This is a genomic window from Streptomyces sp. NPDC055243 (genome assembly GCF_044544025.1).
Classification (GTDB): Bacteria; Actinomycetota; Actinomycetes; order Streptomycetales; family Streptomycetaceae; genus Streptomyces.
Genome location: NZ_JBITWR010000002.1, coordinates 545,901 through 559,620 on the forward strand (window position 1 = coordinate 545,901; position 13,720 = coordinate 559,620).

General features: G+C 71.7%; 10 protein-coding genes. 5 read left to right on the plus strand and 5 right to left on the minus strand.

Going from position 1 to position 13,720, the window contains the following annotated elements:
- Nucleotides 1-87 precede the first annotated feature (87 nt).
- Entirely contained in the window at nucleotides 88-891 is an 804-nt protein-coding gene (locus ACIGXX_RS07310) for a TetR family transcriptional regulator (RefSeq protein WP_237330317.1), read from the minus strand.
- A 124-nt stretch (nucleotides 892-1,015) separates the two neighbouring features.
- Nucleotides 1,016-2,797, minus strand: coding sequence for a 3-hydroxyacyl-CoA dehydrogenase family protein (locus tag ACIGXX_RS07315; protein ID WP_399973510.1), 1,782 nt, complete (start codon nucleotides 2,795-2,797; stop codon nucleotides 1,016-1,018).
- A 344-nt stretch (nucleotides 2,798-3,141) separates the two neighbouring features.
- On the opposite strand from ACIGXX_RS07315, the gene ACIGXX_RS07320 reads away from it, so the two are divergent.
- Nucleotides 3,142-3,711, plus strand: a complete 570-nt coding sequence (locus tag ACIGXX_RS07320) for an adenylosuccinate lyase (protein WP_351159093.1) — start codon at nucleotides 3,142-3,144, stop codon at nucleotides 3,709-3,711.
- Nucleotides 3,712-3,728: 17 nt separating this feature from the next.
- On the opposite strand, the gene ACIGXX_RS07325 is transcribed toward ACIGXX_RS07320, so the two are convergent.
- The 3 genes from ACIGXX_RS07325 to ACIGXX_RS07335 form a co-directional block, all read right to left on the minus strand.
- Nucleotides 3,729-4,121 carry a RidA family protein gene (locus tag ACIGXX_RS07325; protein ID WP_399973515.1) on the minus strand — a complete coding sequence of 131 codons (393 nt, stop codon included), beginning with the start codon at nucleotides 4,119-4,121 and terminating at the stop codon, nucleotides 3,729-3,731.
- A gap of 81 nt (nucleotides 4,122-4,202) precedes the next feature.
- Complete coding sequence (locus tag ACIGXX_RS07330; protein ID WP_399973518.1) at nucleotides 4,203-5,771, minus strand: alpha/beta hydrolase; 1,569 nt, start codon at nucleotides 5,769-5,771, stop codon at nucleotides 4,203-4,205.
- Nucleotides 5,772-5,903: 132 nt separating this feature from the next.
- Complete coding sequence (locus ACIGXX_RS07335; protein ID WP_399973521.1) at nucleotides 5,904-6,947, minus strand: Rv2578c family radical SAM protein; 1,044 nt, start codon at nucleotides 6,945-6,947, stop codon at nucleotides 5,904-5,906.
- Nucleotides 6,948-7,114: 167 nt separating this feature from the next.
- On the opposite strand from ACIGXX_RS07335, the gene ACIGXX_RS07340 reads away from it, so the two are divergent.
- The 4 genes from ACIGXX_RS07340 (at nucleotide 7,115) to ACIGXX_RS07355 (ending at nucleotide 13,715) form a co-directional block, all read left to right on the plus strand.
- Nucleotides 7,115-7,558 (plus strand): SRPBCC family protein, encoded by a 444-nt coding sequence (locus ACIGXX_RS07340; protein ID WP_351159101.1) that lies wholly within the window; start codon nucleotides 7,115-7,117, stop codon nucleotides 7,556-7,558.
- 266 nt (nucleotides 7,559-7,824) lie between these two features.
- Nucleotides 7,825-10,239, plus strand: coding sequence for an MFS transporter (locus ACIGXX_RS07345; protein WP_351159103.1), 2,415 nt, complete (start codon nucleotides 7,825-7,827; stop codon nucleotides 10,237-10,239).
- A gap of 148 nt (nucleotides 10,240-10,387) precedes the next feature.
- Complete coding sequence (locus ACIGXX_RS07350) at nucleotides 10,388-12,832, plus strand: SpoIIE family protein phosphatase (protein WP_399973526.1); 2,445 nt, start codon at nucleotides 10,388-10,390, stop codon at nucleotides 12,830-12,832.
- A gap of 151 nt (nucleotides 12,833-12,983) precedes the next feature.
- A complete protein-coding gene (locus ACIGXX_RS07355) occupies nucleotides 12,984-13,715 on the plus strand; it encodes a class I SAM-dependent methyltransferase (RefSeq protein WP_399973530.1) in 732 nt (243 codons plus the stop codon).
- Nucleotides 13,716-13,720: the final 5 nt, after the last annotated feature.

Genomic DNA, 13,720 nt, shown 5'->3' on the forward strand with positions numbered 1-13,720 from the left:
CAGAGGGTGTGACGGCATGACGGAGGGGGCGCTACCGGTGGGTAGCGCCCCCTCAAAAGCCCAGGACGAAAGGGCGGAAAACGGAATCTATGACTCCCGCAGCGCCTTCTCGATCGTCCGCATGATCTCGTCAAGCGGTGCGTCCGTCCGGGCCACGGTGACCAGGACGTCGCCCCCGGTGCTCACCGAGGCCGCCGGAGCGGTGGTGGTGTCACGCCCCGCCCCGATGCCCGAACCGAACGTCCTGCGGACGATGGCGAAGGCGTGGTCCAGCTGGGTCTCCACGTCGCCCTGGCCGCCCGCACGCAGCCACCGGCGCAGGACGTGGTTGTGCGCGGTCACCACCGCGGAGGCCGCCACCTCCGCCAGCAGCGGGTCGTCGTTCCCGTCGTGGTGGGCCTGCTCGTCGAAGTGGCCCAGGAGATAGCGCGTGAACAGCCGTTCGTAGCGGGCCACCGAGGCGATCTCCCGCTCGCGCAGCGTGGGGACCTCGCGCGTCAGGCGGTACCGCTCGACGGAGACCGCCGGGGACGCCGCGTACATCTTCATGACTTCCTTGATGCCCCGGCACACCGTGTCCAGCGGGTGCTCGTGCGGCGGCGCCGCGTTCAGGACCGCCTCCGCCCGGATCAAGGTGTCGTCGTGGTCCGGGAAGATCGCCTCTTCCTTGGAGCGGAAGTGCCGGAAGAAGGTCCGGCGGGCGACCCCGGCCTGCGCGGCGATCTCGTCGACCGTCGTCGCCTCGTACCCCTTGGACGCGAAGAGCTCCATCGCCGCGGCCGCCAGCTCCCGGCGCATCTTGAGCCGTTGGGCGGCGGCCCGGCTGCCGGCCGCGCTCTCGGGAGCGTCGGGCGTAGCGGGCGTACGTGAGGACTTGGCGGCCTTGGGCATGACCCGAACGTACTGCATATGCGCAGCCGATCGCTCCTGCGGGACGGGGCCGCCCGAGGGTTCGAGCAGCCCGCCCCAGTCCGTGCGCGGTCTGTCGTCAGGCGCGCCCCCGTCCGATCCCGGCTTACCGTCGGGCATATTCGCGGAAGCCGCGGCCGGTCTTGCGGCCGAGGCAGCCCGCGGCCACCAGGTGTTCGAGCAGGGATGCGGGGGCCAGGCCCGGGTCGCGGAACTCGCGGTGCAGGACCTTCTCGATGGCGAGCGAGACGTCCAGGCCGACGACGTCCAGGAGCTCGAAGGGCCCCATGGGGTAACCGCCGCCGAGCTTCATCGCGGCGTCGATGTCGTCGAGCGTCGCGTAGTGCTCCTGGACCATCTTGATCGCGTTGTTGAGGTAGGGGAACAGGAGCGCGTTCACGATGAAGCCCGCGCGGTCGCCGCAGTCCACCGGGTGCTTCTTGATGGTCGCGCAGACCTGGCGGACCGTCGCGTGCACGTCGTCGTCCGTGAGGACCGTGCGGACCACCTCGACCAGCTTCATCGCCGGGGCCGGGTTGAAGAAGTGCATGCCGATCACGTCGCCGGGACGCGAGGTGGCGCGGGCGCAGGCGACGACGGGCAGGGACGAGGTGGTGGTCGCCAGGATCGCGCCCGGCTTGCAGACCTTGTCGAACGCCGCGAACAGCTGCTGCTTGATCTCCAGGTCCTCGGCGACCGCCTCCAGAGCCAGGTCGACGTCGGCGAACGCGTCGTACGTCCCGGCCGGAACGATCCGGTCCAGGGTCTTGGCCGCGGTCTCCGCCGTCATCCGCCCCTTGTCGACGGAGCGCGAAAGCGACTTGGCGATACGGGACTTGGCCTTCTCCGCCTTCTCCTCGCTGCGCGCGGCCAGCACCACGTCGTAGCCCGCCTTGGCGAAGACCTCGGCGATGCCGGACGCCATGGTCCCGGAGCCCGCGACGCCGACCGAGCGGATGGTGCGTCCGCCGCCCTGCCGCCCGCCCTCGGGCGGGGTCAGCGCGTCCCGCACGACGACCGAACTGCCGGGAGCCTCGTACGAGTAGAACCCGCGCCCCGCCTTGCGGCCGGTCAGGCCCGCCTCGCTGAGCTGCTTGAGGATCGGCGCGGGCGCGTGCAGCCGGTCGTGCGACTCGGAGTACATCGCGTCCAGGACCGTGCGGGCCGTGTCGACGCCGATCAGGTCGAGCAGCGCGAGGGGGCCCATCGGCAGGCCGCAGCCGAGCCGCATGGCGGCGTCGATGTCCTCGCGGGAGGCGTACTTCGCCTCGTACATCGCCGCTGCCTGGTTGAGGTAGCCGAAGAGCAGGCCGTCGGCGACGAATCCGGGCCGGTCGCCGACCGCGACGGGCTCCTTGCCCAGGGCGTACGCCAGGTCGGTGACGGAGGCGACGGCCGCCGGCGCGGTCAGCACGGAGGAGACCACCTCGACCAGCTTCATCGCCGGGGCCGGGTTGAAGAAGTGCAGGCCGAGCACCCGCTCGGGGCGCTGCGATTCGGCGGCCAGACGCGTCACGGACAGCGCGTTCGTGCCGGTCGCGATGATCGTCTCGGGGCGGACGACGCCGTCGAGCTCACGGATGAGCTGCTGCTTGATCTCGTACGACTCCGGGGCGACCTCGATCACCAGGTCGGCGTCGGACGCCGCCTGCAGATCGGTGAACGTGCGGATGCGGGCGAGGGCGTCCCGCCGCTCGTCCTCGGTGAGCTGCTCACGGCGCACGGCACGTGCGGTCGACGACTCGATGGCGGTGACGGCCTGGGCGCCCGCAGCCTCGCTGATGTCGATGCCGATGACCTCGCGTCCGGCGCGGGCCAGGACCTCGGCGATGCCGGTGCCCATGGTGCCGAGACCGATCACGGCGACGGTGTTCAAGGGAGTGTCCATGCGTGGACTCCAGGAAGTGAGTGACGACTGAGGGGCGCACGCGGTGCGCGCAACGGCGGCGCGGCGTACGGAGGGTGAGCTGCTGCGTGTCGTGACCGGGCGGCGAAGAGCGCACGCCCGTGAGGAGTCGACCGGCCCTGTCCCGGAGCCGCGTCGTGCTGGGTGGAGCTGAGGTGCTCAAGCACCGAACCGACATGCACCCGCAGTGGCTGCGTCACCAGGCCGCTGCGAGGTTGAGGAACTGCCAGCGAGGAGTGTGCCCCGCTCACATGAGATTAACCGGCGAGTAACGAGCGCGCCAGTCCCCGGGGTTTGTGATCTACATCGCGGATAGGCTCCCCGTCATGGACGTGGAGTTGCGGACGGTGACGGAACGCTTACGCCGTGAGGCGGGAGTCTCGGAGACCTACGAGAGGCTGGTCACGACCGGCGATGTGGAGGAACTCGCGGAGGTGCTCGCCGCGGCGGGCCAGCCCTTGTGGGCGCGGGAGCTGGCGGCGGTCCGGCTCGGCACGGCCGGGGACAACCGGGCCTTCGAGTCCCTGGTGCTGCTCCTGAACCACCGGGACCCCTCGCGGTGTGCCGCCGCCGCGTACGCCCTGGCCAGGCTGGGCGATCCGCGTACGGCACGGGCGGCAGCCGCCCTGGCCACCAATGAGCTGCGGGTCGCCTACGCCCTGCACCCGGTGCGTCTGCTCACCGAGCTGCGGGCGCCCGAGTCGGCGCCCGCCCTGATCACCACGCTGAAGCGCAGGCTCGCCCCGCACGATCCGTACGGCAAGATCGCGCTGGCCTGCGTCGAGGGCCTGGGAGCACTGGGGGACCCGCGGGCCCGGCCCGTCCTGACCCAGGCGTGCGGCTATCCACGCCTCGCGGCAGCGGCGTCGGCGGCCCTGGCACGCCTGCCGGCCTAGCTTCGCCGCCCGTCGGGCTACAGGACGGCGTACGCCTCGATCTCCATCAGGAACCGCGGCGAGACGAGACCGGCGACCTGCACGGCGGAGGACGCCGGGAGCCGCTCGGGGTCGATGTGTACGTCCCGCGCGGCCCGTATCGCGGGCATGTGTGCCATGTCCGTGACGAAATAGGTCAGCTTCACGACGTCCTCGAAGCCGCCGCCGGCGGCCAGCAGGCAGCGCCGCAGATTGTCGAAGACCTGCCGCGCCTGGGCCGCCGGATCGTCCTCGCCGACCAGCTCCCCGTTCTCGTCCAGGGGAAGCTGCCCGGAGATCGCGACGAAGCGGCCGGTGCCCATGACCACGTGGGTGTACGCGGTGGCGGGCAGGACGCCGTCGGGGGCGCTGATGCGGGTCAGTCGGCTCATGGAGCCATCCTGGACCATGGGTCTGACAACGCCCCCGACGGGCTTGGGTGTTGCTCGGTCACGCGGGAGCCGGTGCGCCGCTCAGCCGCGGTGGCCGAGCAATCCGTGCAGCGCGGTCCCGCGCGCCGCACCGCTCTTGGCGCTCATCGGTGCCGGGTCGGGCAGCGCCTCGCACACCGCGTCGACCTCGCCGCCGCTCCGCGGCACCGTGCCGTTCTCCAGGTACGTCGCCAAGTGCCGGTCCAGGCAGGCGTTTCCGGAGAGGGTGATGCCGTGGTTGCCGCCGCCCTGCTCGACCACCAGGCTCGAACCGCGCAGCTTGCGGTGCAGGGTGAGGCCGCCCTCGTAGGGCGTGGCCGCGTCGTCCGTCGCCTGGAACAGCAGCGTCGGCGGCAGCTGGGAGTTGGAGACGTCGGCCGGCCGGAGCGAGCCCGTGGGCCAGAAGGCGCACGGCGCGTTGTACCAGGCGTTGTTCCAGGTGGAGAACGGCGCCTTCTCGTGCACCCGCCAGTTGTCCTCGCGCCAGGTGCCCCAGTCGCGCGGCCAGGACGCGTCGCGGCACTGGACCGCCGCGTAGACGCTGTAGCCGTTGTCGCCCGCCGCGTCGACGGCGCCGAAGTTCTCGTACGCCTCGACGAGCGGGTCCGCGTCCTTGGCGTTCACGTACGACGCGAACGCTTCGGCCAGGAACGGCCAGTAGCCGTTGAAGTAGCCGCCCGGCAGGTAGGTGTCCTCCAGCTCGGCGGAGCCGACCTTCTCGCCCGCGGGCTTCTTGGCGAGGGCTTTGTGCATCGCGTACCACTTGGCCTCGACCTTCGCCGGGTCCGTGCCCAGCTTGTAGGCCTTGTCGTGTTTGGCGACCCAGGCCATGAACGCCTTGTGGCGGGTGTCGAAGGCGTAGTCCTGGTTGATGTTGCTGGCGTACCAGACGTCCGTCGGGTCGACCATCGAGTCGAGGGCCATGCGGCGCACGCGGTCCGGGTAGAGCTTTCCGTAGACGGCGCCGAGGTAGGTGCCGTACGAGTAGCCGAAGTAGTTGATCCTCTTGGCGCCGAGCGCGCCGCGGATCGCGTCCATGTCCTTGACCGCGCTCACCGTGTCGATGAACGGCAGGAGGTCGGCGTACTTCTCGGCGCAGGCCTTCGCGAAGGCCCGGGCGCGCGTGAGGTTCGCCTTCTCGACGCCGTGCGTGGCGGGCACGCTGGCGGGCCGCACCGGCGAGAAGTGGCCGGGGCGGCAGTCGAGGGCGGGCCTGCTCCTGCCGACGCCGCGCGGGTCGAAGCCGATGACGTCGTACTGCGCCGCCACCTTCTTCGGCAGTGTCCTGGCCACGAACCCGGCGAGCGTCAGGCCGCTGCCGCCGGGGCCGCCCGGGTTCACCAGGAGCGGGCCCTGGGACTTCTTCGCGGTGTGCGGGACGCGGGTCAGCGCGAGGGTGATCTGCCGGCCGTGCGGCCGGTCGTGGTCGAGCGGGACCTTGAGCGACGAGCACTGGAGCGTGGGGTAGTCCTTGGTCGCGCACTCCTTCCAGGTGAGCGGGGAAGTGCGCGGGGTGCTCGCGGTGTCGGCGCTCGCGGCGGGCACCGCGGCCGTGACCAACGAGGCCACCACCGCGGCGGCGCCGCACAGGGCGACGGCGCGTTTCTTCATCGGGCCTCCCAGAACGGGGGGTTCGGGGCCGTGGGCGCACGGCCCCCGCGGCATCGTCCCGGAAAGCCCGCCCTGAAGACGCCGCTCTGCCGATGAATGACCTGAAAGGCGCAGAGAAGGGAGCCGATGGGCTCAGAGGAAGGTGAGCTGGGTGCCGCCGGGCGTGACGGGTGCGGTCGCGGGCTCCTCCGGCACGCGGATCCGGCGGGCGGCGCCCGCCCGCGCGGGCCCGATGCCGAACTCCTCGGCCAGCTCGTGCACTTGCCGGGTGATCCGGCGCTGGTACCACTTGGGCGCGTAGGCACCCTCCGCGTACAGCCGCTCGTAGCGCCGCACGAGGTACGGATGGTGCCGCTGGAGCCACGCCATGAACCACTCGCGCGCTCCGGGCCGCAGATGCAGCACCAGTGGCGTCACGGAGGTGGCCCCCGACGCGGCGACGGCCCGCACGGTCGCCCGCAGCTGCTCGGGCCGGTCCCCGATGAACGGGATCACGGGCGCCATGAGCACGCCGCACCCGATGCCGTGCTCGGTCAGCGTCCGTACGACGTCGAGCCGCCGCTCCGGAGCGGGCGTGCCCGGCTCCACCGTGCGCCACAGCTCCTGGTCGACGAAGCCGACGGACACGGAGATGCCGACGTCCGTGACGGCGGCGGCCTGCCGCAGCAGGTCGAGGTCGCGCAGGATCAGCGTGCCCTTGGTGAGGATGGAGAAGGGGTTCGCGTGGTCGCGCAGGGCGGCGATGATCCCGGGCATGAGTCCGTAGCGCCCCTCGGCCCGCTGATAGCAGTCGACGTTCGTGCCCATCGCGATGTGCTCGCCGTGCCAGCGGGGCGACGCGAGCCGGCGGCGCAGCAGATCGGGGGCGTTGACCTTGACCACGATCTGGCTGTCGAAGCCGAGCCCCGTGTCCAGGTCCAGATAGCTGTGGGTCCTGCGCGCGAAGCAGTAGACGCACGCGTGCGTGCAGCCCCGGTACGGATTGACGGTCCACTCGAAGGGCATGCGGGACGCCCCCGGCACCCGGTTCACGATCGTTCTGGCCCGGATCTCGTGAAAGGTGATCCCACGGAACTCAGGGGTGTCGAAGGTCCTCGTGGTGACCGCGTCCGCGCCGAACAGCGCGGCATCCGCGACACCCCGTGACGGCCCGTCGGCGAGGTTCTCCCAGCGCATGACGCCTCCTCGGTAGCACTGACCACAGAATAGAACACATGTTCCCTTGATCGTGCGACCCGGTACCCCGGTGGTGCCGGGGCGACCCCGATTTGAGGGGCCGGTACGCAGGGTGGTTGGCTCTCCGTGAACACCCCGAGTGACAACCGAGTGCTGGAGGAAGTGCCATGGCGCAGGTCGAGGCGACCACGGAGCGGATCATCGCGGCGCAGCCGGAGGACGTCTTCGACGCGCTTGCCGACTACGAAGGCACGCGTTCGAAGATCCTGTCGGAGCACTTCAGCGAGTTCGAGGTGCGTGAGGGCGGCGACGGCGAGGGCACGCTCGTCCACTGGAAGCTGCAGGCCACCAGCAAGCGCATCCGGGACTGCCTCCTGGAGGTGACCGAGCCGACCGACGGGGAGCTCGTCGAGAAGGACCGCAACTCCTCCATGGTCACCACCTGGACCGTGACCCCGGCGGGGGAGGGCAAGGCGCGCGTGGTCGTCTCCACCGTCTGGAACGGCGCGGGCGGCATCGGCGGCTTCTTCGAGAAGACCTTCGCGCCCAAGGGCCTCGGGCGTATCTACGACGAGGTGCTCGGCAAGCTCGCCGCCGAGGTCGAGAAGTAGGCCGAGAAATAGGTCCGGAAGTCGGTCCAGAAGTAGGCCGGGGAGTGGGCCGACGCCTGACCGGTCCTCAACTCCGGTAGCCCATAAGGGTTGTTGTCACGCTCACCGTTTCGAGTGGTTTTCTGTTCGGGGCTGTTGTACGGCGTAGGGCTCCCACCGGCGCATACGTGCGCCGGACCCCACACAGGGGCGACTCGTCGCGCTTGCCCGCAGTTCTCGCGCAATGCGAGAAATGTGCGGCGCAGGCGTGACGAGGGGAGCAGGACGTGGGCGGCACAACGCTGGTGAAGGGCGCCGAGCAGGGGGACGTGGCGGTGGCCTCGGCGCCTCCGGGCGACGGGGCGCCACCGCCACCGCTCGCGGAGCACACATCGGCGACGGACGGGCTCAGCCCCGCACGCGTCCGGATGGTCTTCGTCGGGCTCATGCTCGCGCTGCTGCTCGCCGCCCTTGAGCAGATGATCGTCGCCACCGCGCTCCCGAAGATCGTCGGTGAGCTGCACGGCCTGGACAAGATGTCCTGGGCGATCACCGCCTACCTCCTGACGTCCACGATCGGGCTGCCCATCTACGGCAAGCTCGGGGACCTCTTCGGGCGCAAGGGCGTCTTCCAGTTCGCGATTCTCATCTTCATCATCGGCTCGGCGCTTGCCGGTTGGTCGCGGACGATGGACCAGCTCATCGCCTTCCGCGCCCTCCAGGGCGTCGGCGCGGGCGGTCTCATGATCGGCGTACAGGCGATCATCGCGGACATCGTGCCGCCCCGGGAGCGCGGCCGCTACATGGGCCTCATCGGTGCCGCGTTCGGCCTCGCGTCGGTCGCCGGACCGCTGCTCGGCGGTTTCTTCACCGACCACGCCACCTGGCGCTGGTGCTTCTACTTCAACGTGCCCTTCGGGCTCGTCACCCTCCTCGTCGTCAGCCTCGGCCTGAAGCTGCCCAAGCCCACCGCGAAGGCCCGACTCGACGTGCTCGGCGCGCTGTTGCTCGCCTCGGCCTCCACCTGCCTGGTGCTCCTGACCAGTTGGGGCGGCACCGAGTACGAGTGGGGCTCGCGCGTCATCCTGGGGCTCGCGGCCGGGGCCGTCGCCTCGGTCGTGCTCTTCGTCGTCGCCGAGCGCTTCGCCGCAGAACCGATCATCCCGCTGCGCCTGTTCCGCGACTCGGTCTTCAACGTCACCGGCCTGGTGGGCGTGGTCGTCGGCATCGCCCTCTTCGGAGCGGCCAGTTACCTGCCGACCTTCCTTCAGATGGTCGACGGCGCCAGCGCCACCGAGTCCGGACTGCTCATGCTGCCGATGATGGGCGGCATCGTCGGCGCCTCGATCCTCTCCGGACAGCTCATCAGCCACACCGGTCGCTACAAGGCCTACCCGGTCGTCGGCGGCATCCTCTCCGTCATCGGCATGTGGCTGCTCTCCCGGCTCGAGGCCGACACGCCCCGCCTGCACTACAGCATCTGGATGGCGGTGCTCGGCGCGGGCGTCGGCCTGGTCATGCCCGTGCTCATCCTCGCCGTGCAGAACGCGGTACGCCCCGCCGACCTCGGCACGGCCACCAGCGCCAACAACTACTTCCGGCAGATCGGCGGCAGCGTCGGCGCCGCGATCTTCGGCACGCTCTTCGCCGACCGGCTCGCGGACTCGCTCGCGGACCGCATCCCGGCCGGCGCCGGCCTCCCCGACCCCGAGGCCATCACCCCGCAGCTCGTCCACGCGATGCCCGCCCCGCTGCGCGAGGGCTACATCCAGGCGTACGCCGACGCGATGCCGCGCATCTTCCTCTACCTGGTGCCGGTCCTCGTCCTCGGCCTGCTGATCACCTTCTTCCTCAAGGAGTCACCCCTGTTGTCCAGCGCAGCGTCCCAGGACGCCCCCACGGCCGAGCCCACGCCCCTTCCCCAGGCCCGTACCCCGTACGCCGCCGGGGTGCCCGTCTGCGGCACCGTGCAGCACCCGGACGGCACCGTGGTGCCCCGCGCCGCCCTGACCCTCATCGACGTCGGGGGCCGGCAGATCGGCCGCGGCGCGAGCGGCGACGACGGGCGGTACGCGCTCTCCACGCCCGGCACGGGGTCGTTCGTCCTGATCGCGGCCGCGGGCGGCCACCAGCCGCAGGCGGTCACCGTCACCGTCGGCGAGCGCCCCGTGGAACTCGACGTGGTGCTCGGCGGCGCGGGACGCCTGGCAGGCAGCGTGCTCACCGCGGACGGCACCCCGGTCAGGGACGCCGCGGTGACCCTCACCGACGTACGCGGAGAGGTCGTCGCCACCACCCGCAGCGGACGCGAAGGCGGCTATGTCATCACGGAGCTGGTCGCCGGTGAGTACACCCTGGCCGCCAGCGCACCCGCCTTCCGCCCGGCGGCCCTGCCCGTCAGTGTGCAGGCCTCGCGCGAGACCCGCCAGGACGTCGAGCTCGCGGGCGGCGCCGTCCTGCGTGGCACCGTGCGGGCCAGCGGCGGGCGGCCCGTGGAGGACGCGCGCGTGACGCTGCTGGACGCGGCGGGCAACGTCGTGGACACCCTCACGACCGGCCAGGACGGCACCTTCCGGTTCATCGATCTGTCGTCCGGCGAGTACACGGTCATCGCCGCGGGCTACCCGCCGGTGGCCACCGTCCTCCAGGTCGCGGGCGGCGGCCGTACGGAGCGGGATCTCCAGCTGGGGCACGAGGACTAGGCCTGGCGCCCGGGGCGGCCCGAAATACCCGCCGGAGGCGCCCCCGTGCGGCCCAATTCCCCTATTGCACCGCACGGCAACCTGTGCCGGTCGTACGGTGGTTGGGGCGGCGCAGGCCTTCGCGGTGCCGCCGGAAGGAGCGTTGGCCATGGAATACGGCACCCCGGACGGGCCGGTGGCGCAGCACGCCGTGGCCGGCCGGATCCCGCTCGCCGTGGTCGTCGTGGACGGCGCGGGCCTCGTCTCGCACTGGAGCAGCGGCGCACGCAAGTTGTTCGGGTACTCCAAGGAGGAGGCCGTCGGAACCCCGGCGGCCGACCTGCTCCCGGTGGCCGGCGCGATCCCGGAGGAACGCGCGCACTTCGGGGAGTACGACGGCCTGGGGCCCGACCTGGGCACCTCCCTCGACGGACACATCTCGTACCCCGCCGCCGGGCGCGCGCGGCTCTCCGTACCCGGCGGCGAACAGCACCGCGTGGACGTCCTGTGGTGGGCGTACCCGCTCGTCGGCCCCGGACCCGAGCGGCTGCTCGTGCTCGCCGCGGACGCCGACCGTCTGGCCGACGAGGAGGGGCACGAGCCGGGCCAGGTGGAGCGGATAGCGCCGGGGTTCGCCCTGCACACGGACTTCCCCGGAGCGGACGAGCTGGCGCGCGGGCTGCCCGAGATCCTGCCCAGCATGAGCGTGGGCGAGAGCTCCCGCATCGTGGCGCAGATCCTCGAACTGGGCTATCCCGTCCTGGAGTTCAGCAAGCACGACCGCGTGCCCGTCACCCCGGACTGGGGCGTGCCGCGCCGCGCCGAGCGCAGGGCACGCAGGCTGCGCGCCCAGCGGGCCGCCGCCGAGGGGCTCGCGCCGGAGCCCGGCACGCCCGGTGAGACCGGGGACGCCGAGGACGCCGAGGATCTCGAGTACGCGGCGGTGCGCGAGCGCCTGGAGTTCCTGAACGAGGTCAGCGGGCGCATCGGCTCTTCGCTCGACCTCTCGCAGACGATCATCGAGGTCAGCCGGGCCGTCGTGCCGCGGTTCACGGACGTCGCGGGCACGTACCTGCGCGAACAGGTCGTCGCGGGTGAGGGCTTCCCCGAGGGCCCGCCGGACGAGACGACGATGTGGCACCGGGTCGCCGTCGAGCACACGGACGAGCCGGGCCGCTGGGACGACGTCGTGCCCGTCGGCGAGTCCATGCCGTTCCCGTCGCACACGCCGTTCTTCCAGTGCATGACCACCGGCGATCCGGTCCTCGTGCCGCGCATCACCGAGGAGATGGGCAACGCGATCGCCTCGCAGTTCGAGAAGCGCGACATCCGCCCGCTCATCAACCACCGCTCGATGCTCGTCGTACCGCTCAAGGCCCGCAACGTGGTGCTCGGATTCATGATCCTGCTGCGCCACCGGGAGCGGCCCGTCTTCAACGACATGGACCGCGTCACCGGCGCCGAACTCGCCGCCCGCGCGGGCCTCGTGCTCGACAACGCCCGCATGTACACCTACCAGGAGAGCGTCGCCGACACCCTCCAGGACAGCATGCTGCCGCACATCGAGCCGCGCATGACCGGCTGCGACATCGCCACCCGCTATCTGCCGGGCACGCTCCTCGGCCGGGTCGGCGGCGACTGGTTCGACTCCGTGAAGCTGCCGGGGTCGCGCACCGCGCTCGTCGTCGGCGACGTCATGGGCCACGGCCTCAACTCGGCCGCGATGATGGGCCAGTTGCGCACCGCCGTGCAGACCATGGCCGCCCTCGACCTGCCGCCCGCCCAGCTCCTGCGCAACCTGGACGACCTGGCCCAGCGGCTCGGCGAGCACTATCTCGCGACCTGCCTGTACGCGGTCTACGACCCCATCGCGAGCGAGCTGCGCCTCGCCAACGCGGGCCACATCCCGCCCGTCCTGGTCCGCGCCGACGACGGGCGCAGCGAACTCCTCGACCTGCCGACAGGGGCGCCCATCGGCGTCGGGGGCGTGCCCTTCGAGGCGGTCACCGTGCGCGTGGCGCCCGGCGACCGGCTCCTGATGTGCACCGACGGCCTCGTCGAGGTGCGCGGCGAGGACATCGGCGTCGGACTCGCCACGCTCACCGAGTCCGCGGCCCACCCGGCGGCCTCCATGGACGACGCCTGCGACACCATCATCCGCGCGCTCAACACCAGGGGCGGACGCAAGGACGACGTCGCCCTCCTGATGGCACGCCTGAACGGCGTCGCGGACGAGGACGTCGCGACCTGGCGGCTCGCGCTCGATCCCAGCGAGGTGAGCAGGGCGCGCGACCTGGTGCGTGAACAGCTGCACGCCTGGTCACGCGACGCCCTGTCCGAGACCGCCGAGCTCCTGGTCAGCGAGCTGGTCACCAACGCCGTACGGCACTCGCGCGGCCGCCGCGTGGAACTGCGCCTGGTGCGCTCCGGTGCCACGCTGATCTGCGAGGTCGAGGACGACGACCACACCCTGCCCACGCTCCTGAGCGCGGGCCCCGGCGACGAGTTCGGGCGCGGACTGCGGATCGTCAGCGTGCTCGCCAAGGAGTGGGGGACCAGCCGTACGGCCTCCGGCAAGACCGTGTGGTTCGAGCTGGTGCCGCCGCGCAGGTGAGACCCGGACACCCCTGGGGCGTGCGCCCGGGGGGAACGTGGAGAAGGCGCCGTGAATGATTGCGCCGGTGACTTGTCCGCGCACCCAGGGCGCGGTACACCGATCTCGCCGTCGGCTTCGGCGGTCGTCGTCGCATCCTGGGGAGCTGGGCATGAGCGTCACGAGTCGGTACAAGGAGGCGTGGGAGGGGTTCTGGCGGGAAGCCCCCGAGGAACCGGGGGCCGTCTTCTGGGACGCCGAACCCGTGCTCACCATCGGCATCCATCTCGCCCTCTTCGAACCGCACCTGGCGGCCGCCGGACTCCCCGTCGTGGACCTGGGCTGCGGCAACGGCACCCAGACCCGCTTCCTCGCCGACCGCTACCCGCGGGTCCTGGGCGCCGACCTGTCCGCGGCCGCACTGCGGCACGCACGGCGCGCCGACCCGGCGGGACAGGTCGAGTTCCGGCAGGTCGACGCCGCGGAGAAGGCCGAGGCCGAGCAACTGCACGCGGAGCTCGGCGACGTGAACGTCTATATGCGCGGGGTGCTCCACCAGTGCGACCCCGCCGACCGTCAGCCGCTCGTCGACGGCATCGCCGCGCTGCTCGGCGAGCGCGGCAGAGCCTTCGTCGTCGAGCTCGCCGAAGCCGCGGGGAGGGTCCTGAGAGGGCTCGCCCAGAGCCCCGAGGGCCCGCCGCCGAAGCTGGCGCCGGTGTTCGCGCACGGCATCGCGCCGGGCGAGGTCGCGGACGCCGCGGTGCCGGAGTACGTCAGGGCGGCGGGCCTCACGGTCCTCGCGCAGGGTGAACTGCCGCTGACCACCACGGAGTTCACGCCGGACGGCACGCGGATCGAGCTGCCGTCGAAGTGGCTGGTGGTGGGGCGGACGGGTCCGGCGTGACCGGC

Bases quoted from the DNA above. Each gene is read 5' to 3' on its own strand.
- ACIGXX_RS07310 (WP_237330317.1), bottom strand. From the start codon at position 891: ATGCCCAAGGCCGCCAAGTCCTCACGTACGCCCGCTACGCCCGACGCT.
- ACIGXX_RS07315 (WP_399973510.1), bottom strand. From the start codon at position 2,797: ATGGACACTCCCTTGAACACCGTCGCCGTGATCGGTCTCGGCACCATG.
- ACIGXX_RS07320 (WP_351159093.1), top strand. From the start codon at position 3,142: ATGGACGTGGAGTTGCGGACGGTGACGGAACGCTTACGCCGTGAGGCG.
- ACIGXX_RS07325 (WP_399973515.1), bottom strand. From the start codon at position 4,121: ATGAGCCGACTGACCCGCATCAGCGCCCCCGACGGCGTCCTGCCCGCC.
- ACIGXX_RS07330 (WP_399973518.1), bottom strand. From the start codon at position 5,771: ATGAAGAAACGCGCCGTCGCCCTGTGCGGCGCCGCCGCGGTGGTGGCC.
- ACIGXX_RS07335 (WP_399973521.1), bottom strand. From the start codon at position 6,947: ATGCGCTGGGAGAACCTCGCCGACGGGCCGTCACGGGGTGTCGCGGAT.
- ACIGXX_RS07340 (WP_351159101.1), top strand. From the start codon at position 7,115: ATGGCGCAGGTCGAGGCGACCACGGAGCGGATCATCGCGGCGCAGCCG.
- ACIGXX_RS07350 (WP_399973526.1), top strand. From the start codon at position 10,388: ATGGAATACGGCACCCCGGACGGGCCGGTGGCGCAGCACGCCGTGGCC.
- ACIGXX_RS07355 (WP_399973530.1), top strand. From the start codon at position 12,984: ATGAGCGTCACGAGTCGGTACAAGGAGGCGTGGGAGGGGTTCTGGCGG.